Origin of the sequence: Ilumatobacter sp. (assembly GCF_041688325.1) — a bacterium.
Lineage (GTDB): Bacteria > Actinomycetota > Acidimicrobiia > Acidimicrobiales > Ilumatobacteraceae > Ilumatobacter_A.
This window is the reverse complement of the sequence record NZ_JBDNIJ010000341.1, coordinates 1-19539: the sequence shown is the minus strand read 5'-3', so window position 1 is coordinate 19539 and position 19539 is coordinate 1. Positions and strand designations below refer to the sequence as shown.

General features: G+C 62.1%; 18 protein-coding genes and 1 pseudogene. 8 read left to right on the top strand and 11 right to left on the bottom strand.

Going from position 1 to position 19539, the window contains the following annotated elements; genetic code table 11:
• Positions 1 to 10 precede the first annotated feature (10 nt).
• From ACH2EI_RS17685 to ACH2EI_RS17650, 8 genes are read right to left on the bottom strand one after another with little or no spacing between them, the layout of a single operon-like run.
• Positions 11 to 784 carry a polyprenol monophosphomannose synthase gene (locus tag ACH2EI_RS17685; RefSeq protein WP_395161006.1) on the bottom strand — a complete coding sequence of 258 codons (774 nt, stop codon included), beginning with the start codon at positions 782 to 784 and terminating at the stop codon, positions 11 to 13.
• Positions 784 to 2100 (bottom strand): glycosyltransferase family 39 protein, encoded by a 1317-nt coding sequence (locus ACH2EI_RS17680; protein WP_395153993.1) that lies wholly within the window; start codon positions 2098 to 2100, stop codon positions 784 to 786. Before ACH2EI_RS17680 ends, ACH2EI_RS17685 begins: the two co-directional genes overlap by 1 nt.
• 3 nt (positions 2101 to 2103) lie before the next feature.
• A complete protein-coding gene (locus ACH2EI_RS17675) occupies positions 2104 to 3066 on the bottom strand; it encodes a DNA-3-methyladenine glycosylase family protein (RefSeq protein WP_395161004.1) in 963 nt (320 codons plus the stop codon).
• A gap of 41 nt (positions 3067 to 3107) precedes the next feature.
• A complete protein-coding gene (locus ACH2EI_RS17670) occupies positions 3108 to 4112 on the bottom strand; it encodes an ABC transporter ATP-binding protein (RefSeq protein ID WP_395161002.1) in 1005 nt (334 codons plus the stop codon).
• Positions 4112 to 5182: an ABC transporter ATP-binding protein gene (locus ACH2EI_RS17665; RefSeq protein WP_395153996.1), complete on the bottom strand. Its 1071-nt coding sequence runs from the start codon at positions 5180 to 5182 to the stop codon at positions 4112 to 4114. Before ACH2EI_RS17665 ends, ACH2EI_RS17670 begins: the two co-directional genes overlap by 1 nt.
• Positions 5183 to 5196: 14 nt before the next feature.
• Positions 5197 to 6087, bottom strand: coding sequence for an ABC transporter permease (locus tag ACH2EI_RS17660; protein ID WP_395153997.1), 891 nt, complete (start codon positions 6085 to 6087; stop codon positions 5197 to 5199).
• The gene (locus ACH2EI_RS17655) at positions 6084 to 7040 is read right to left on the bottom strand and encodes an ABC transporter permease (protein WP_395153998.1); all 957 of its coding nucleotides are present in this window, start codon (positions 7038 to 7040) and stop codon (positions 6084 to 6086) included. Before ACH2EI_RS17655 ends, ACH2EI_RS17660 begins: the two co-directional genes overlap by 4 nt.
• Positions 7041 to 7097: 57 nt before the next feature.
• Positions 7098 to 8891, bottom strand: coding sequence for an ABC transporter substrate-binding protein (locus ACH2EI_RS17650; protein ID WP_395161000.1), 1794 nt, complete (start codon positions 8889 to 8891; stop codon positions 7098 to 7100).
• A 181-nt stretch (positions 8892 to 9072) separates the two neighbouring features.
• Here ACH2EI_RS17650 and ACH2EI_RS17645 point away from each other — a divergent pair, with 181 nt between their 5' ends.
• From ACH2EI_RS17645 to ACH2EI_RS17615, 7 genes are all read left to right on the top strand, one after another.
• Positions 9073 to 9321: a DUF5522 domain-containing protein gene (locus ACH2EI_RS17645; RefSeq protein WP_395154000.1), complete on the top strand. Its 249-nt coding sequence runs from the start codon at positions 9073 to 9075 to the stop codon at positions 9319 to 9321.
• A 68-nt stretch (positions 9322 to 9389) separates the two neighbouring features.
• Positions 9390 to 10223, top strand: a complete 834-nt coding sequence (locus ACH2EI_RS17640) for a PPK2 family polyphosphate kinase (RefSeq protein ID WP_395154001.1) — start codon at positions 9390 to 9392, stop codon at positions 10221 to 10223.
• Between the two features lie 123 nt (positions 10224 to 10346).
• Positions 10347 to 11201 (top strand): FAD binding domain-containing protein, encoded by an 855-nt coding sequence (locus ACH2EI_RS17635; protein WP_395160998.1) that lies wholly within the window; start codon positions 10347 to 10349, stop codon positions 11199 to 11201.
• Positions 11198 to 11689, top strand: coding sequence for a (2Fe-2S)-binding protein (locus tag ACH2EI_RS17630; RefSeq protein WP_395154003.1), 492 nt, complete (start codon positions 11198 to 11200; stop codon positions 11687 to 11689). The genes ACH2EI_RS17635 and ACH2EI_RS17630 overlap by 4 nt, the downstream gene beginning before the upstream one ends.
• The gene (pucD, locus tag ACH2EI_RS17625) at positions 11686 to 14013 is read left to right on the top strand and encodes a xanthine dehydrogenase subunit D (RefSeq protein WP_395154004.1); all 2328 of its coding nucleotides are present in this window, start codon (positions 11686 to 11688) and stop codon (positions 14011 to 14013) included. Before ACH2EI_RS17630 ends, pucD begins: the two co-directional genes overlap by 4 nt.
• Before the next feature lie 8 nt (positions 14014 to 14021).
• Positions 14022 to 14477 carry a hypothetical protein gene (locus tag ACH2EI_RS17620; RefSeq protein ID WP_395160996.1) on the top strand — a complete coding sequence of 152 codons (456 nt, stop codon included), beginning with the start codon at positions 14022 to 14024 and terminating at the stop codon, positions 14475 to 14477.
• 105 nt (positions 14478 to 14582) lie between these two features.
• On the top strand, positions 14583 to 15080 hold the full coding sequence (locus ACH2EI_RS17615) for a phosphoribosyltransferase (RefSeq protein ID WP_395154006.1): 498 nt from the start codon (positions 14583 to 14585) through the stop codon (positions 15078 to 15080).
• Here ACH2EI_RS17615 and ACH2EI_RS17610 read toward each other — a convergent pair.
• Entirely contained in the window at positions 15077 to 16150 is a 1074-nt protein-coding gene (locus tag ACH2EI_RS17610) for a site-2 protease family protein (protein WP_395154007.1), read from the bottom strand. The two genes, ACH2EI_RS17615 and ACH2EI_RS17610, sit on opposite strands and share 4 nt — an antisense overlap.
• Positions 16151 to 16373: 223 nt before the next feature.
• A complete protein-coding gene (locus tag ACH2EI_RS17605) occupies positions 16374 to 17936 on the bottom strand; it encodes a phytoene desaturase family protein (protein ID WP_395154008.1) in 1563 nt (520 codons plus the stop codon).
• Between the two features lie 47 nt (positions 17937 to 17983).
• Here ACH2EI_RS17605 and ACH2EI_RS17600 point away from each other — a divergent pair, with 47 nt between their 5' ends.
• A complete protein-coding gene (locus ACH2EI_RS17600; RefSeq protein ID WP_395154009.1) occupies positions 17984 to 18763 on the top strand; it encodes a creatininase family protein in 780 nt (259 codons plus the stop codon).
• A gap of 61 nt (positions 18764 to 18824) precedes the next feature.
• Here ACH2EI_RS17600 and ACH2EI_RS17595 read toward each other — a convergent pair.
• Positions 18825 to 19539, bottom strand: a pseudogene (locus tag ACH2EI_RS17595) (ABC transporter substrate-binding protein); the annotation flags it as partial.

Below are 19539 nucleotides of genomic sequence, written 5' to 3'. Positions count from 1 at the left end.
ATCGTAGCGCTCACTGGCTGTCGGGCTGCGTGGCCTGGTCGAGCGTCCGGTAGGCCCTGCGGCGTCGTCGCAGTGTCACCAGGTCGTTGACGCCCCACCAGGTGACGAGCTTGAAGGCCTCGACGACGATCCGGCGACTCATCTTTGATTCGCCAGCCACCCGATCTCGGAAGGTGATCGGAATTTCGACCACGCTCATCCCGGAACGAACGGCCCGGTAGGTCATTTCGATCTGAAATCCGTAGCCACTCGCTTGGATTCCGGCCAGGTCGAGCGACCGGAGGGCGTCGGCTCGATAGACGCGGTACCCGGCTGTGGCGTCGTTGATGGCGAGGCCAAGCGCAATGGCGGTGTACCGGTTGGCCCAGCGCGACAGCCAGAGTCGGCGGCGCGGCCAGCCGATGACAGAACCGCCTGGGATATAGCGCGAACCAATGACCACCGCGACGCCATGCTGTGCCACAGCGAGCATGGTCGGCAGTGCAATCGGGTCGTGGGACATGTCGGCATCGATCTGAACCAGCAGGTCGTAACCCTCGTCGAGACCGATGCGGAAGGCGTGCAGATACGCGTTGCCCAAACCGCTCTTCGTTGTGCGCTCGACAATCCGGTCGTTTGGCCGCAGCGCTGCGCGAGCGAGCGTGCGGGTGGCGTCGGTGGATGCGTCGTCGATGACGAGTACGTCGGCCTCGGGTACATGTTCGCGGAGACGGGCGAGGATCTCTTCGATGTTGGTTGCTTCGTTGTGTGTGGGAACCACGACGAGGCATCGCAACGTGCCCATTACGGAATCGCTCCGAAGACGCCGTACAGCCCGGTGAGGGTGGCGAGGCCGGCCCCACCGGCCACCAGCACCATGTCCCAGCCCGCTCGGTCCCAGCTCGCTCGGTGGTGATCACGATCAGCGACTGGCTCTGGCCACCAGGCACCGACAGCGATAAACAGCGGGAACGCGGTGAACAAGAAGCGGGGCCGGGCGGTGACGGTTTCGGGAATCAGCATCAGGGCGATGATCACGCCACAGAACGCAACAAGGGGGAGTGGGAGGTGGCGCTTCCACAGCGCGTAGAGCATGCCGGCGAGCGCCAGTAGGCAGAGCGCGGTGAGGGCGTCGGCAGGCGAACTCAGTGGGCTCTTGACGAAGCCGAAGGTATTCGCGACTGCGGTTGCTCCGAAGCTCGTGCCCTCGGACCAGGCCTCGCGTTGCACGCGGAACCAGGCGCCACGTTCGCCGGCTTGGGCATCGACATAGAGCTGGAACCCAATGAACCCGAGCGGCGACAAGACAACCGGAACGAGCGACATCCAGTCTCGTCGACGCCAGATTGCGAGCGCCGCCGCCACGACACACGCTGCGACCAGCGCCACGCCGTTCGGTCTGGTGCCGGTGCCGATCGCCGCGGCGATGCCTGCGAGTAACCAGCGTTCTTCGATCAAAAAGAGCAGGCACAGTGCCGCGAGGACGATGAACGTTGCCTCGGCGTAGGCAAACGACAGGACGAAGCTGCCGGGGAACACCGTGTAGAGGGTCATCGAACGTGCCGCAACAGCGTTGCTGAACAAGCGCCGAGCGAGGAGCCCGACTACGACCACCGAGATGGCACCCAGTACAAAGTTGGTGAAGAGCGCGGCGAGCGTATCGCCACCGGGCAGGACGAAATCGACGACACGCACCAACCACGGGTAGACGGGGAAGAACGCCGCGCGAGCTTCGAGTTGGTTGTACGTGATGTCGGCAGGGATCGACTTGGGATAGCCGAAGCGGACGATTTCGAGATACCAACGGCCGTCCCACGACGTCAACACGTTACTGATCGTCGACCCGGCAGACGGCTCGATCTCGTTGAGGATGCCGATCTGGATGTCTTTGCGGACATCGACGACGCGCTGTGCGGCGCGGACTCCGGCACCGGCAATGAGGCAGAGCCGCGTCACCACGTACGCGATGAGGCCGACGACGATGGCGCGACGGAACGACTTGTCGGCGAAGTCGTCACGAATCGAGGTCGCGCGGGGCGTTGAGAACTCGTTCAGGATGTTGGCCAGCCAACCGCCGCGGGTGCGGTCGATTGTTGACGTATTCAGCTCGGCGTCACGCATGGGTCACCAGGCATGCATCGGTAGAATGCGCTTCCTCGGGCCGAACTTCGGCGCTGCTGCGCCGTCCATCTGCAGCAGGCGGACAACTCGGCCACGTTGGCCCACGTAGGGTTCCAGGAGTTCGAGCATTCGTTCGTCAGTGGCACGGGCCTCACTAGCGAGGACGGTGCCGACCATGTTCTTGAGGTGATAGTCGCCCACAGCGACAGCGTCGGGGTCCCCCAGTGCCGGTCCGAGCACATTGCCGATGGTCCACTGTCCGACTCCGTCGATCAGGTGCAACTTGGCTCGGGCCTCTGACGCCGGCAGCACTGCCCAGTCCCAGAACTTGGCGGCATGTTGGGCGACACGTTGCAACGGCTCGGCCCGCTTGCGCTCGATGCCGAGCGGGTGGAACCACCAGCTCGGTTGCCGCGCAAGCACGCCAGGTTCGGGCGGCAGGAGGAGCCGTGTGAACGGCCCTGGGGCCGGCTCACTGAGGTTGAAACAGAGCTGGCGCCACTGGTTGTGTGCCTCGCCGATCGTGATGCGCTGTTCGAGGATGGTCGGCAGGAGCGAGTGATAGAGATCGCCGCTGGCACCCATGCGGACCGAGCGCCCGTTGCGAGCAGCCTTGGCCACAGCCGGTTGACGGTCGTTTTCGAGCTCATGATCGATCTGGTCGTCAACGCCGAGCATCCGAGACGCCTGCTTGAGCATCCACGCTGCGCCCGGGCCATAGGCCGCCAGCGAAATCCCGGGAATCCCGTCGACGTCGGTGTCTGGCGAATCGCTCCAACCAATCCGGAGCGTGCCCGGACCATCAGGCGTCCGTGTCGCTCGGATCATTTCGCCTGTGGACGTGACACCGCGGCCGACGACGTTCAACCAGGTGGTCGGGTCACCGCAACCGTGGCGGTACCAGGACAGCGTGGCACCGACGTCGATGAGTCGCTCAGAGAGGAGCTGATTCGCGGGCGCGGACACGGCAGGAAGATAGCAGCCGGAAGCAGATCCTGACTGCAGTCTCAGTTGATCTCGACAGGAGTTTCGACCGGATGGTGACAGGCGACGAAGTGTCCATCGCCCATTGCCCGCAGCTGTGGTTCTTCCCTGGTACAGATGTCGGTCGCGTAGGCGCAACGCGGATGGAAACGACAGCCCGACGGGGGAGAGATCGGTGAGGGTGGCTCGCCGACGATCTTGCCGACGGAATGGTCGGCCTCGGGGTCGGGTGCGGGGATCGAATCGAGCAGCACGTTCGTGTACGGATGCGACGGACGGGCGTAGAGATCGTCACTCGAGGCGACTTCGCACAGTTTGCCGAGGTACATCACAGCGACTCGGTCACTGATGTTCTTCACGACAGCAAGGTCGTGGGCAATGAACACCAGCGTGAGGCCGAACTTCTCTTTCAGGTCTTCCAACAGGTTGAGAACCTGCGCCTGCACCGACACGTCAAGGGCTGAGACGGGCTCATCGCAGATGATCAGTGTGGGGTCGAGCACGAGGGCTCGGGCCACGGAGATGCGCTGACACTGACCGCCAGAGAACTGGTGCGGCTTGCTTTCGGCAGCACGCGCCGGGTCGATACCGACCGATTCGAGGATCTCATCGACGAGCTTGTTGCGTTCTTCCTTCGTGCCGCGCTTCCAGATCTCGAGCGGCTCGAGCACGCTGTCACGAACCGAACGGCGCGGATTGAGCGACGACACAGGGTCCTGGAAGATCATCTGCACGCGAGTACGGGCCTCGCGCACGGCGCTGCTGCTCATCTCCGTGAGCTCAGCGCCTTCGAAGATGATCGACCCGCTGGTCGGCGGCGGGATCTGCATGATGGCGCGGCCCGTGGTGCTTTTGCCACAGCCGGATTCGCCGACAATGCCGAGCGTTTCGCCGCGCAAGACGTCGAAACTGATGCCAGACACGGCCTTGACCGTGTTGCCACGGCTGACCTTGAACTCGACAACAAGGTCTTCGATGCTGAGGACCTTGTCACCGTCTCGTAGATGTGCTTTGCCGGTGCCTGCCATCAGGACACCGCCGAAAAGTCTTCAGGCTTGTAACCGGTTGCTTGCAATTCAGCGTCTCGCTTCTCGAACTCGGGGGAACCAACGGGGTACCAGCACGCATACACGTGCTTCGGGTCAGTGGTTGGGGTGAGCGGCGGCTCTTCGACGTGGCACTTCGGCAGCGCATACATGCAGCGTGGCGCGAAGTTGCAGCCCAATGGCGGGTTGACGAGGTCCGGCGGGCGGCCGTGAATCGTTGCCAGCCGGGTGTGGCTCGGGTCACTCAGCTTCGGGATACTGCGCATCAACGACTTCGTGTACGGCATCTTCATGTTGGCGAAGAGCGTCTTGGTTGGCGCATGCTCGACCAGTTTGCCGCCGTACATGACAGCAATCTGGTCGGTGTGGCCAGCCACGACACCGAGGTCGTGAGTGACGAGGATGACCGACATGTTGCGGTCACGCCGCTGCTCACCAATCAGGTCGAGGATCTGAGCCTGGACGGTGACGTCAAGTGCAGTAGTTGGCTCGTCAGCGAACAGCAAGGTTGGCCCGCATGCCAACGCAATAGCGATCATCACACGCTGACGCATGCCACCGGATAGTTCGTGTGGGAGCTGGTTGAGGCGGCGCTCGGGCTCGGGAATGCGGACGTCGCGCAACAGCTGGAGCGCGGTTGCAGTGGCCGTTGCCTTGTCCATCCCTAAGTGGAGCTTGAGTGGTTCGGTGATCTGCTTGCCGATTTTCATCAGCGGGTTGAGTGAGTTCAGCGGGTTCTGGAACACCATCGACATCTCGGCGCCCCAGAGGTGACGCATCTGCTTGGCGGAGAATCCGAGGATGTCTTGACCGGCGAACTTGACCGACCCGTGCTTGACCGCCGTGGAAGGCAGCAACCCCATGATCGAGCGAGCAAGGACGGTTTTGCCCGAGCCTGACTCGCCAACGACGCCGAGCGACTCGCCACGCTTGAGCGACAGCGTGACGCCATCGACCGCGCGGACGAGACCGCGCTCGGTTTTGAAGTGGGTCTTGAGGTCGATGAGTTCGAGGAGTGGTTCCCCTGACTCGATTCGACGATCAGTCTGCATGTGGTTGTCCTTGTTCACAGTGCGGTCTCCCGGACGTCGAAGTAGCTCCGGATGCGGTCGCCTGCGAAGTTCAGTGCAAGCACCGTCAAGAACAGCACGATGATCGGAATGATTGCTATCCACGGGGCCTTTTGGAGGTCACGTGAACCGGCGCCAGTCAAAATGACCTTGCCCCAGGTCGGGCCCTTCTCAACAGAGAGACCGAGGAAGGCCAGGCCGCCTTCGGCGACGACTGCAACCGCCATGCCAAGCAGGGCGAGCGCCGACATCGGAATGAGGACGTTCGGGAGCAGTTCTCTGACAATGATCCGGCCGTTCTTGGCTCCGAGTGTTCGAGCAGCGAGCACGAACTCTCGATCAGCGAACGAAATCGTTGTGGCACGAGCAATACGACCGACTGGGGCGATCGACAAGATTCCCAGCGTGATGGAGATCGTCCGCAGGCTGCGTTCGAGGAGTGCGGTGATCAAGATGGCGAGGACCAGGGCCGGGAACGACAGGAAGATGATGAAGACAAACGAAATGACGCGATCCCACCAGCCTCGGAAGTAGCCGGCCATGATTCCCATGAAGCCACCGAACAGCATGCCCATCCCGATGGCAACGAGGCCAACGGTCAGCGAAACTCGAGCACCAAACACCGTTCGAGCCAAGAGGTCGCGGGCGTCCTGATCGGTCCCGAAGAGGTGCGTAGTGGATGGGGCGTAGGGGGGCCGTTCACCGCTCACGATGAAGTTGTTGTCTGGGTTCTTGAAAGGAAGCCACGGAGCGAAGAGCGCCGCAGAAAACACGATGAACAGCCAGACGGCCGCGATCCAAAAACCGATGCCGAGGCGACGCTTCGAGGCAGCGCCGTCAGCGTTGGCCTGTGCAGTCTCGGCGCTGTGGATGGTGCCGTCGCTCATGCAGCCCTCACTCTCGGGTCAATCAGCGAATAGAGCAGGTCGACCAAAATGTTGATCACGACGAACGCGGACGTGACGATCATGACGATCGCCAAGACAACCGGGAAGTCTTCACGCAGAATTGCTTCGACGATCGCGCTGCCCAAGCCGGGGATGATGAAAATCTGTTCGACGATCAGCGAACCGCCGAGCAGTGCGCCCGTATTGATACCGAAGATCGTGACGAACGAAAAGAGCGAGGGGCGCAGTGCGTGCTTGAACAGCACGTTGCGCTTGGAGACGCCCTTAGAACGGGCAGTGAGGATGTAGTCCTCCTGCAACGTGGTGATGAGGTCGGTACGCAGCAGTCGCTGGTACACCGAAGCCACCGGGAGTGCGAGTGCCATCGCCGGCAGGATCAATTGCCAAACCCGTGACCAAAATGGGTCGGCAGCGTTGAAGATCAGTGGGAAAATCGAGAACTTCAACGAGAACACGTATTTGAGGATGACCGCCAAACCGAAGTTTGGGATGGCGATGAACAGGAACGACGTAACGGTCGACACTTTGTCGACCGCCTTGTCCGCACGGGATGCTGCAAACAGCGCCCAGGGGATGGCGATCATGACCGCCATGGTCTGAGCAATGATGAGCAGCATCACCGTGCGGGGCAGTCGTTCCTTGATGAGATCACTCACGGGTGGCTGACCGTCGACGCTGAACTGCACGCCGAAGTCGCCGGTGACGAACGCCGACCCCCACTTCACGTAACGCACGGGAAGTGGGTCGTCGAGGTTGTACTCGGCCTTCGCGGCCTCGATGATCTCGAGGTCTTCAGGCAGGGTGCTGGCCGAAGTCGGCCCCAAAATGTTGAAGAGCGGATCGCCCAACAGATTCATGGCGCCGAATGTCAGCGCACTGACGGCGAGGAGCAGCGCGACCGCTACTCCTAGCCGTTGAAGCCAATATCTCATGGAATCGGTTTCTCAGTGTCTTTCTCGTGAGTGGAACAGGACGTCAGTGACCGCGTATCAGGCGGCGAAGTACACCGAGCTGAACCAGGTACGGCCGCCGGTCGCGCACTGGGTGGCCTCGCCTTCGGGCGTCAGACGATCACACACGCCGCGGACGTTTTCGCCGAAGGCATTGTCCCAGGTGGTGTGGAGGAAGAAGATGTACGTGAAGTCTGCGTTGATTTTCTGCTGCAGCTCCTGATAAAGCGCCACGCGGGTTGCGTCGTCTTGGGAGGCCTGAGCCTCGAGGAGGAGCGCGTCACGGGACTCGTCACAGAACTTCGGCCAGTTCAGCGAGATGCCGCCGATGGTGCGGCACATCAACCACACGTTGTCCTGTGCCGGGTCGGTTGCACCGAACTGACGCCAGGTGACCACGTTGTACTGGCCAATAGCCGTCTGGAGAATGTGCTCATCCTGGGGCAATTCGTCGAACGTGACGTTGAATCCAGCGTTCTTCCAGCCTTCGTCGAGAATTTCGGCGATACGGGTCTGGACCACAGCCGGGCCACTCCACTGCAGTTCGATGTTGATCCTGCCATCGGTGCAGGTTGTGGTCTCGCCGAGCGTCGTGTTGACGTCGGTGCCCTTGTCGGCGCAGTACTCGGCAACCAACTCGAGGGCGCGCTCTGGGTTGTCACCCTGTTGCACGACGTCGGGGTTGTAGTACTTGCTTTCGGGCACAAAGCTCTGGTCGGCCGCACGGCTGATACCGAGACCAATGAGGTCACGGTAGTTCTGCAGTGGCGTTGCCTGAGTCAGTGCTTCGCGGGCACGAACGTCGTCGAACGGCGGAACCGCCGTATTGATCATACCGAACGATTCTTCACCGTTCTCGTCGATGACGTTCTGGAAACCGTCTTCGGCCTGCAAGTCGCCGACTGAGGCGGGGTTCGTGGTCTGCAGAGCGTCGAGTTCACCGTTGAACAGCAAGTCGTTGCGGGTGTCGGGGTCGGTCACCGGGATGAACTCAATGGCGTCGAGGTAGACCTCGCCACCCCACCAGGCGTCATTGCGGACAAACTTGGTGATCGAGTCCTGGGACCGGCTGTCGAAGATGAACGGGCCAGTTCCGACAGGTTCCTGGTTGAGCGTCGGGTCCACGAGAGCTGCGGCGAGCCATGCCGGCGATGCGACCATACCGAGCTGACCGGCAAGGGAACCGGGGAACACGACGTTCGGCTCTGCAAGGTTGAACTGAATCGTCAGGTCGTCGATGAGCTCCGTTGCGTTTTCTGCGGGGAAGAACGGCTTGACGGCGAGACCGACCAACGGGTCACCGCGCTGTGTCTCGAAGTTCGTCTGGACGGCTGCAGCGTTGAGCGGTGTGCCGTCGTGGAAGCTGATGCCCTCGCGGAGCTTGACCTGCCACTGCGAGAAATCGTCGTTCGGTGTGAACGACTCGGCGAGGTAGGGAACCCACTGGCCGTCGGGTGTGAACGCAGCAAGGGTGTCATAGACAGCGTTGCCCATCATCAGACCAGGCGACGACAGTGACGACGTGGCCGGGTTGATGCCGTTCACATCGGCTTCGAGGCCGTAGCGCAAGGTGCCGCCAGCGACTGGGCCGGCGTCTTCTTCGACGACGTCGCTCTCGTCGATGACAACGGCGGCGTCGGCGGTGTTTGCGGGAGCAGCATCGGGCTCTTCGGCGTCGGGCGCTGTGGTGGCGTCAGGCGCCTCCGTAGCATCTGGCGTGTCGTCTGGCGTGCTGTCGCTGCTGCCGCCACCGCATGCTGCGGCGACGAGCGAGAAGCTCAGAATGGCTGCGGTGCCCAGTTTTTTGGCACTGCGTTTCGATCGTGTCGTCATTAGGTTTTCCCCCAATTTTTGTGTGGTCCAAAAGTCGTGACTGGCGTCACGTGAGCGGACCTTAGACGCAAGGTCCACCACAAGTTCAACGCGGAAACGAGAAACTTGCTCCCTACAACAAGATTGGGCTGCCGTGTGCGACAGGAACCGCGCGTTTGAACGGGCGGTTCGGTCCACGACAATGCTCGGTGTGACTTCTGAACCACCGGACGTGCGAGCGAATTGGCGCGTGCCAGCTGCATCAAGAGTTGCCCCCACACACCCTCAGCGCTCTGAGATCCTGGCGCGCCACGACGCAGCAGTCGAGTCCTCGATTCCCACCTATATCGATCCTGTGAGCGGTTTCAGCGTCTTCACCGCTGCATTCTTGGAGTCGCGAAAGTACTGCTGCGTCAGTGGCTGTCGCCACTGCCCATACGTCTGCGAGTAGCTCGGTCGGGTTCGGGTCGGGTTCGGGTCGGGTTCGCAGTGGTCGAAGTGCCGTGCAAGAGTGACTGCATGGGTACGAAGGATCCGTCCGTAAAGGAATTGCTCCACGCGTTGCGCGTCGCAGGCGGGCAGGGTTCGGCCAGGCTCGATGAGCGCGACACCGGCGAGACCTTCGGATGGGAAAAGGAGCAGTCATACCGTGACTTCGCTGATGAGATGGCCGAGCTGGTCGACCTCCAGAAGCGCCTGTTTGCGGACGGTTCGTCATCGGTCCTCGTCGTGCTGCAAGCTATGGATGCAGCTGGCAAAGACAGCACCATTCGCAGTATTTTCAGTGGGTTGAATCCGGCGGGCGTCGATGTCAATCCATTTGGCGTGCCGACTGAAGAGGAAACTGCCCACGACTACCTGTGGCGAATTCATCACCACGCTCCGGCCGACGGCAAGATTGGCGTGTTTAACCGCAGTCATTACGAAGACGTCCTCGTGGTGCGTGTCAAGGGCTTCGCCCCCGAGAGGGTGTGGAAGAAGCGCTACAGCCACATCGTCAACTTCGAGCAGATGCTCGCAGACGAGGGCACGACGATCATCAAGATCTTCCTCAACGTCTCGCGTGACGAGCAAAAGGAGCGTTTCGAGGAACGCCTCCAACGGCGGGACAAGAATTGGAAGTTCCGTGCCGGTGACCTCGATGACCGCGCACGTTGGCCAGAGTTCATGGAGGCGTACACCGACGCCCTCGAAAAGACGTCCACCGACGATGCGCCGTGGTATGTCGTCCCTGCTGACCGCAAGTGGGTGCGCAACGTCTGTATCGCGCGCATTTTGCGTTATCACCTCGAAGAGATCAATCCGCGGTACCCCGACCCCGAGCCAGGCCTGGACGAGATCGTCATCGACTGACGGCCACACCCTCGCACTTCATACCTAGATCCCTCTGCCTGAGCGCTGCGCCCGGGGAACGGCTGGTGAAGTCCGGGGCTGCCATCGCAACATCTGGTTTGAACAGTTTGTAAAGTCTTTTGTATGCCGGTCCTTTTCCCGACCACCGTCGACGAGGCAACAACTGCACTCGCCGCCCACCCCGAGTCGATGCTCCTTGCCGGTGGCACCGATGCCATGGTCGGAATCAACGACGGACACCATCGACCGGGCGCAACAGTGATCTCGGTCAACCGCATCGCCGATCTGAGATCGTGGCGACACGACCCCGGCGCAGGCACGCTGACCGTTGGTGCGGGCGTGACGTATACGGAACTGATGGATCCATCAATCGCAGCCCTCGTTCCCGCGCTGGCCGAGGCATCACGGACCGTGGGTTCTCCTCAGATTCGCAATGCAGGGACCTTGGGCGGCAATCTTGGAACGTCATCGCCGGCTGGCGACGGACTCCCTGTGCTGTCAGCACTGAACGCTGTCGTGCACCTCGCGGCAGCCGGCTCGACCCGCGACGTCGACGTCAACGACTTCATGGTCGGCGTCAAGCGAACAGCACTTGAGCCGGGCGAGATCATCACCGGGGTGACCGTTCCCGTGGTCGACGGGTGGCAGGGTTACGCCAAGGTTGGGGTGCGCAACGCCATGGTGATCGCGGTGGCCAGTACCTGTGTCGTGGTCGATCGGGCACGACACACCGTTGCAGTTGCACTTGGTTCAGTCGGACCCACGATCCTGCGATGCCCCGAGGCCGAGTCCTTCCTTGCAGCGCGACTCGACTGGGATTCCTTGGTCGCGTCCGATGCCGACCAAGCAGAGTTCGGCCGCCTCGTGTCGGCGGCCAGCCAACCAATCACCGATCATCGATCGACCGCCGACTACCGACGACACGCCGTGGGCGTGCTCGCTCGACGGCTCGCACGCCGCGCAGGAGCAACATCATGAGCAATGAGATCTTCACCCTCCACGTCAACGGAGAAGCACGGCCGGTGCGCGACTCCTGGCTCGGCGAGAACCTGCTGGACGTGTTGCGCGACCGCTTGGGTCTCATGGGTTCCAAAGGGGCCTGCGAGCAGGGCGAATGTGGCTCCTGCAGCGTCCTCGTCGACGGCCATCTGGTCTGTTCGTGCCTCGTCATGGCAGCGAGTGCTGTCGGCCAACAGGTCGTCACGATCGAAGGAGTCGCGCCAGTTGGGACTCCCAGCGACGTGCAGCAGGCGTTCGTCGATGCTGGTGCTGTGCAGTGTGGCTTTTGCACTCCGGGCTTGATCATGGCGGTGCACGACCTCCTCGGACGCACACCCGACCCCGATGATACGGAGATCCGCGAAGAGTTGGCCGGCAACATCTGCCGGTGCACCGGCTACGGCCGGATCATCGACGCTGTCCAGCAAGTTGCTCTCGCTCGTCGGGCCGACCGGAGCGGCTCATGAGCATTATTGATCGCCCCACATCGACGGGGCCTCGTCACGGCGCGCTCGGCACGTCGCCAACGCGGCCGGACGGCGTTGCGAAGGTGCAAGGGACCTTCGAGTTCTCGTCGGACATCTCAGCCGACGGTTGCCTTTTCGGTGCAACCCTGCGCTCGCCGTATCCGCACGCACGCATCGTCTCGATCGACCTGTCAGCCGCTTGGAAGATCGACGGCGTGCAGGCCATCGTCACGGCAGAGGACGTCCCCGGCCAGCTCACCTACGGGCTGATTTCTCAAGACCAGCCGGTCTTCGCAAGCGATGTCGTCCGCTACGTGGGTGAGCCGGTGGCAGCGCTTGCAGCCGACGATCCAGAAGTTGCTCGACGGGCGCTCGACGCCATCGAGGTCACGTACGAGCTCCTCCCAGCGTTGCTCGACCCAGAGTTGGCGATCAACGGTCAGTTCGATCCAATCCATCCTGACGGCAACGTCATCCGCTACCAACGAATCGTCCATGGCGACACTGATGCGACCGGTGAGATCGTGGTCGAAGGAACCTACGAGATCGGCATGCAAGACCAGGCGTTCCTCGGCCTCGAAGCCGCCTTGGCCATTCCCGATCCCGGCGGTAAGGGCATTGAGATGCACGTAGCAACTCAATGGCTGCACGAAGATCGCAAGCAGATTGCGGCATGCCTCGGGTTTAAAGAAGAAGACGTCCGGCTCGTGCTCGGTGGCGTCGGGGGAGCGTTTGGTGCTCGCGAAGACATCAGCCTGCAGGTGCACTGCAGCCTGCTCGCCCTCCGTCTCGGTCGGCCCGTGCGCATGGCGTACAGCCGCGCCGAGAGCTTCCTCGGCCATGTCCATCGGCACCCTGCAACGATCTGGATGCGCCACCATGCCAATGCCGACGGATCGATCGTGAAGATCGAGTCGCGGATGGTCTTCGACGGCGGCGCCTACGCCTCGACCTCGTCGGCCGTACTGATCAACGCGATAACGCTGGCCCAGGGGCCGTATCGCTGTGCGAACGCAGTCGTCGACGGCTGGGCCGTCCGAACCAACCACTTGCCATGTGGAGCAATGCGTGGCTTCGGCGCCGTACAGGCCTGCTTCGCCTACGAGTCGCAGATGGACAAGCTGGCCATAGCTTGCGGTGTCGGTCCGCTCGACATTCGTCTTTTGAACGCGATGACCACTGGTGACGTTCTGATCACCGGTCAGCCTGTGCTGAACGTGGCGCCTGTCGAGGAGTGTCTGCGCGAGACCGATGCGTTGCCGCTCCCTGACGAGCCCGTCGGTGGACACGCGCGCACTGACGGGTCAGTTGACGCAATGAAACTGCCTGGCGGTGCCGGACGTACTGCCGATGCCCGCGACATCGTCAGGGGGATTGGTTGGGGCGTTTCGATCAAGAACCTGATGTACTCCGAATCGTTTGACGACTATGCGACCGCACGCTGCCGTATCGAAAGCGGTCCCGACGGACCGACGGTGTTCCTCAAGTTCGCAACGGCCGAGGTCGGTCAGGGCTTCGTGACATTGGCACCGCAGATTGCTCGCTCAGTACTCGGCATCGACCGAGTCGAACTTGATCAAATCGACACCCAGGTCGGTTCCGCCGGCTCAACGTCAGCGTCTCGCCAGACGTGGATGAGCGGCGGCGCAGTCAATGCTGCCTGCGAACTCGTACGCTCGCTGATCTTCGAACACGTTGCCGCTGTTCATGGCTGCTCCGCGGTGGACCTGTTCATCGACCACACCGACGTTGTTGACCCGACGACCGGTCGGCGATTCGATGTCGCTGAGGCCTGCGCTGACGTGTCGTTCGACGAGACCGCCGTTTATCGCCATCCCGAGACCAGCGAGATCGACGAGAACGGCCAGGGCAACTGCCACACGGCGTTCGCATTCGTCGCGCACCGTGCCGTCGTCGACGTCGACCCGGAACTGGGTTTGGTGAAGGTCGTCCAGATCGCCACGGCGCAGGACGTCGGGGTCGCACTCAATCCGCTGTCAGTGATGGGCCAGATCGAAGGCGGTATTGCCCAGGGCCTGGGCATGGCCGTGATGGAAGAGATCATCCAAGTCGACGGTGTGATCCGCAACGGCAACTTCACCGATTACCTGCTACCGACCTTCCTCGACATGCCGCCGGTTGTCGCCACGCTGATTGAACAACCAGACCCGCTCGCGCCACTCGGCGCCAAGGGCGTTGGTGAGCCGCCCTGTATTTCGTCGACGCCTGCGATTGTCGCCGCAATTCGCGATGCTCTGGCACAGGCCGGCATTGACGCTCCACTCAATCGAGTGCCAGTCCGCCCGGGCGATATCTGCCTGTGATGCGTCGGTTGGCTGCTGTGGCGGTCGTTGCCGGCATCGTGCTCGTCGGATGTTCCCGTGAGCCTGACGACGACCGCATCACCTCTCTGATTCTCCAACAGCCGGCGATCGGAGTTCTCGACGCCTACCTTGAGCAAACCGTGTCGATCAACGGCGACTGTCCCCTCCTCTCGCTCGGGTCGGATAACTCAGCAGGGCTGCAGCGTGCTGCCTGGCCCGACGGGACATTGTTCGATCCGGGCCTCGACATCATCATCTTGTCCGACGGCCGACAGATCCGCGATGGTGACCTCATCACCGGCGGCGGTGGCGGTGAAAACTTCGGCGGGAACCCGGAGGCCTATGACGACATCTTCCAGCCCGACTCGATGACTACGTTCAGTACGTCGTGTCGTCAGTCGGAAGTGCAGGCGACCGAGTGGTTCCTCATCGCGCCCGACTCGATCCAGATCAGCACGCCCTGATTCCGGTTCTCTCTCTGCGGCCAATATCCAAGGTTTGACCGGCGTCGTCGGGTTGATCGTCACAGATCAGGCCAAGCGGCGCCACCGCGTGTAGTTTGCGAGCTGATGTCAGAAGTACGCGAAATCATGACCTGGGACATGCTCGGGGTAGCCACCCGAGCCCTCTCGCAGATGGTTGCCGACGACGGGTACGAGCCCGACATGATCCTGGGCATCGCTCGTGGCGGGCTGCTGCCAGCGGGTGCCATGGGATATGCACTGTCGATCAAGAACGTCTACACGATGAACGTCGAGTTCTACACAGGTGTCGACGAGCGCCTCGATGTCCCCCGCATCCTTCCCCCGGCACCTGACTTCGTCGACCTGTCGAACGGCAAGATCCTCGTGGTTGACGACGTCGCCGACACCGGCCACACGCTGAAGTCGGTCCAAGAGTTCTGCGAAGGCAAGGTTGGCGAAGTCCGCACCGCCTGCATTTACGAAAAGTCGCACTCGGTCGTGAAATGCGACTACGTCTGGAAGCGGACCGACGAGTGGATCAACTTCCCATGGAGTGAGCAGGACCCGGTTGCTCAGCGCAACTGGTCCGTCAAAGACGCCTAGTTTCCGAAGGCTTGCCGCTGAGCAATGGCGAGCCGTTCAGTCAATTTCTTGGCTGACACGACGCCGAGCAATTTGTCGTCACTCCACACGGTCACCACCGGCCTGAGCGGGTTGATGCGCGAGAGTACCGAACTGAGTTCCTCATCAGGGCCAGCCTTGGCCAGCGTGCTGAACGGCGTCATCAACTGCGTGAGCATGACCATTGCGCGGCGGTCAGTCGGGATGGCCCACAATTGGTCTTCGAGCACGAGGCCGTCGAGGTGCCCGTCGCCGTTTGAGTCGATCGCCACTGCTCCGGCATCGCCGAGGCGCTGACGTTGGTCGATCATCGAGTCGGCATCCATGTCCGAACCGGCATGTGCCACGCCGAACCACGTCAGGTCGCGGACCTTCACACCTTGCAGCTGTTCGCCCATGTACGAGGCAAGGATCTCTTGCTTGGCGTTCATGGCGATGAACACGCCAGTGACGGCGATGAATATGCCGGGCAGACCCTGCACCATCATCGCCACCCCAATGAGGGCCATACTCCATCCGAGCACACGGCCTGCATTGCCCGCTTCACGCATTGCCAGATACTTATTGCCGGTGCGCGCCCACCGGAATGCACGCAGTACACGGCCGCCGTCAAGCGGCGCCCCCGGGAGCATGTTGAAGAGAGCAAGCGCCAGGTTGACGAGGCCGACCCACAGCAGCAGGTCTGAGCTCAACACGTAGCCGAGGCCGAACGCAAGCGCACCGATCGCCAAGCTGACTGCAGGGCCCGCGCCGGCGATGAGGCCATCGGCCTTCGGCGATGGCGACTCGCGGTCGAGCCGTGCGACGCCGCCAAGGGCCCACAGGTCGATCGATTCAGTGTTGACGCCAAAGCGACGGGCCACGAGGGCATGGCCAAATTCGTGGAGAAGGATCGAGAGGAAGAAGGCCGCGGTCGCTGTGATGCCAGAAATGACACCGAGCCAGGACGCAAGGTTGACTCCAAAGAACACCGCGATCAACGCCATGCTCCAGTGGGCTCGGACGGGAATCCCAAAATACTGACCCAAGTTGAGTGATCCGGATGTCTTCATGGTCAATCCAACCGTACACCCGTTCCCCCTATTCCCCGGTGCACCATCAATCTGTCCCGTCACCCACCTCCCAAAATGGAGACCATTTCACCAACTCAGTGATGCATTTTGGTCTCCATTTGGGACGTCCCGCCAGAGCAATCCGAAATTGGGATCAGAACGCCTTCGCAGCGCGCAGAAACAGTCCACATTTCGGAAGGGTTGGGGAGAGAGGTGACGGCTGTCAGGAGTGTTGGCTGAGGACAACGGTGGCGCAGTTGCGGCCGCTGGCTCCCCAGACGCCGGCTCCAGGGAAGGTTGCTGCACCCGTGAGGTAGAGGCCGGAAATTGCAGTTTCGTACTTGGTGAGCTCAGGGTTCGGATTGCGGAACGCGGCCAGGGGACCGCCTGCGAAACTCGTGGCGTGACCTGCCGGCAGGTGGAAGTCTGACTCGTAGATCGCTGGGGTCATCGCTCGCCAGTCGACGATCGAATCGAGGAAGCCAGGCTCGCACTGTTCGGCGAACAGCTCTAGCCACCGCTGCGGTTCCGGTCCGCGTCGTTCGGGATGAGCCCATCCGTTACCCCCAGCGTCCTTGAAGTCGTACGGCGTGAAGAGCGCTTCGAGACTGAACACATGGCGGCCATCGGGTGCCATGGTCGGATCGAGCAGCGATGGGACGTTGACCAGCATCCCGGGTCGGTCGAGTACCTTGCCGTCCTGCATCAGTTGGTAGCCACGGTCGATATCGGCGAGTGACGGGCCGATGGCCGTGGTCGGGCCGAGTTGTCGGTCGTGATCCTTCAGTACCGGGGGAGTAGTGAGGATCGCGTCGATCTTTGACTCGTATCCCTTGTCGTGTGGGATTTCCTTCCAGCGACGGATCAGGTCAGCGGCTTCCGACGGTGGATTCTTGAGCCACTTCAGGAACGTGTCGTGCGGGTTGCAGGCCGAGACCACGACCGGCGCGTTGATCTCGGTGCCGTCGACGAGGGTGACGCCAGCCGCTGCTGATCCTGAGCACCGAACCTCGGAAACCGGGCTGGATGTCTGCAGTGTTCCTCCGGCAGCCTCGAACGACATCCGCAGAGTTTCGGTCACTCGTCCACTGCCGCCGACCGGGCGCCCGACCGTTCCGACGTGACGCATCGCGTGAGTGAGCGCACCGAGCCCAGACCCTTTGAACTCTGGTGAGATGCCCCAGACCATCGGCCCGGTCAGCGCGGCCGGGCCGGTGATCGCATCGGCGGAAAAGAACGAGCGCAACACATCGGCAGCGCTGCGTCGCGACCACCGCAGCAGCGTTGCCGAGCCGGCAAGCTTCTTGCGGAGTGCGAGTTTCGTGAGCCCGACGACGGACGGTGGTTCGGTCGCTGCCTCGAAGATCATCTGAATGGCAGGCGTCGCTGCCTCGACATATCGTCGGTAACCGTCCACCTCGTTCGGGAAGTTCCGACCGATTGATTCAAGCGTCTCGTCGAGATCGTGATGATGCGACCAGGATGGCGACGTGCCGCCAGGTGTCCAGGCCATGTTGTGCTGCGCTGGCTCGACGTCGATGTAGTCGAGCCCGTGGGCTGCGAGATCGAGTTCCGTGATGACCGGCGTGGTGCGGAAGGTGAGGTGATCGCAGTTGCAAATGTTGACGGTCGCGCCGCCGAACTCCTCACTCGATGCCGTGCCACCAACTGCGGGTCGAGCTTCGAGTAGCAGCGTTTCCATCCCGCCACGTTGCAAGTAGGCGGCGGTGACGAGGCCGTTGTGGCCTGCCCCGATGACGATTGCATCGAACTGCCCAGAAGCCATTCGGCCATTCTCCCTGACATGGGTGCTGGGGACGTAACGTTGGAGGTGTGGCATATGTTTCACGGCGACTCGCCGAACTTCGCGCACCGCAACTCAACGACGCACTGAGCGAGAACAGCATCATTGTTCAACCGCTCGGGGCCGTGGAGCAGCACGGTCCTCACCTGCCGTTCAACACCGACCTGGTCATCGCTGATCGGGTCTCTGCAGCTGCAGTCGAGGCTGTCGGCGAGGAACACGATGTTTGGTTGCTCCCGCCGTTGGCGTACACGAAGTCGAACGAGCACGCCTGGTCGTCAGGAACGATCTGGCTGTCGGCGACGACGCTGCTGTCGGTACTCGATGACATCGGCCGCTGCATCGCCATGACCCCGGCTCATAAGCTCGTGTTTCTGAACGGCCACGGCGGCAACTCGGCAATCGTTGCTGCTGCCAACCGCGAGCTCCGGCTCGCCCATGGCCTCATGACGTTCCTGGCGCATCCGTCGATTCCACCGGATCAGGGCGGTCACTCTGCCGTCGGCGAACTCGGAATGGGTATCCACGGTGGCACCGATGAGACGTCGCTGATGTTGTACCTCGCACCGGAACTCGTCGACATGTCGGTGGCCACGCGGAACGTGCCGGATCAACTGGCCGACAATGAACACGTCAAGTTCGGGGGGTCCGTGTCCTTCGGATGGTTGTCAAACGACTTCGGCCCGGACGGCCACATCGGCGACCCGACACCGGCGACCGCCGAATTGGGCGAACGACTGTTCAACGGTGCCGTCGAAGCGTTCGGTGATGCGTTGGGCGAGATCGCAGCGTTTCAGCTACCGATGTAAGACGCGACAAAGGCGGTCACACTGTGCCAGGCACAGTGTGACCGCCTTTGGTCAAGTCAGGTCAGAGCCCGATGGACTCGTCGATGTACTCGTTGGTCATCAGGTCCGCAGGTGTGAGCCCTTCGCTACCGAAGACCGGGCCAGCGACGGCGATGAAGCCTGCGAGGCGAGCTTCGTCGAAGTTGCCGAGCGTCGAGTCGGGGCCGTTGCCCACGAGGCCGAGTTCCTTCTGGAGTTCGACCGACGCTGCGCCGAGCCCCTCGTCGTAGGTCCAGAAGTCGTTGAACTCGTTGACGGCCTTGACGATCAGCATGTTCGTGGTTGCCGGATCGTTGATGTAGTCGACCGTGGACTGCTGCACGATCGGTGTGAACGCTGCCATACAAGCAGCCAACTCGTCCTTTTTGGAGTCGAGCACGGCGAGCGGTGCGGCATAGGTCTGCCAACCGGCGTCGTGGATCAACTCGAACTTGACGGGCTTGCCCCAATCGGCGAAGACATTCTCGTAGTTGTACGGTTCGGCGGAAGCGAACCCCTGCTGAGCGATCTTGCCACCCTCGGCGATGAAGACCGACGGGCCGCCATCGTACGAACCGTCGAGCTGGCTTTCTTCGACTTGGCCGTCAGACAGCAGAAACTGCATGTAGGCGCCTGTCTCGAAGTAACGGATCGTGACGCCTTCGGCCTTCAGGTCGGCGATGGTCTCGACGGCCGGGTAGGTCTCGGGATCCCACATGATGATCTGCGGGTTGATTTCGAGCGGGGCGACGAACGCC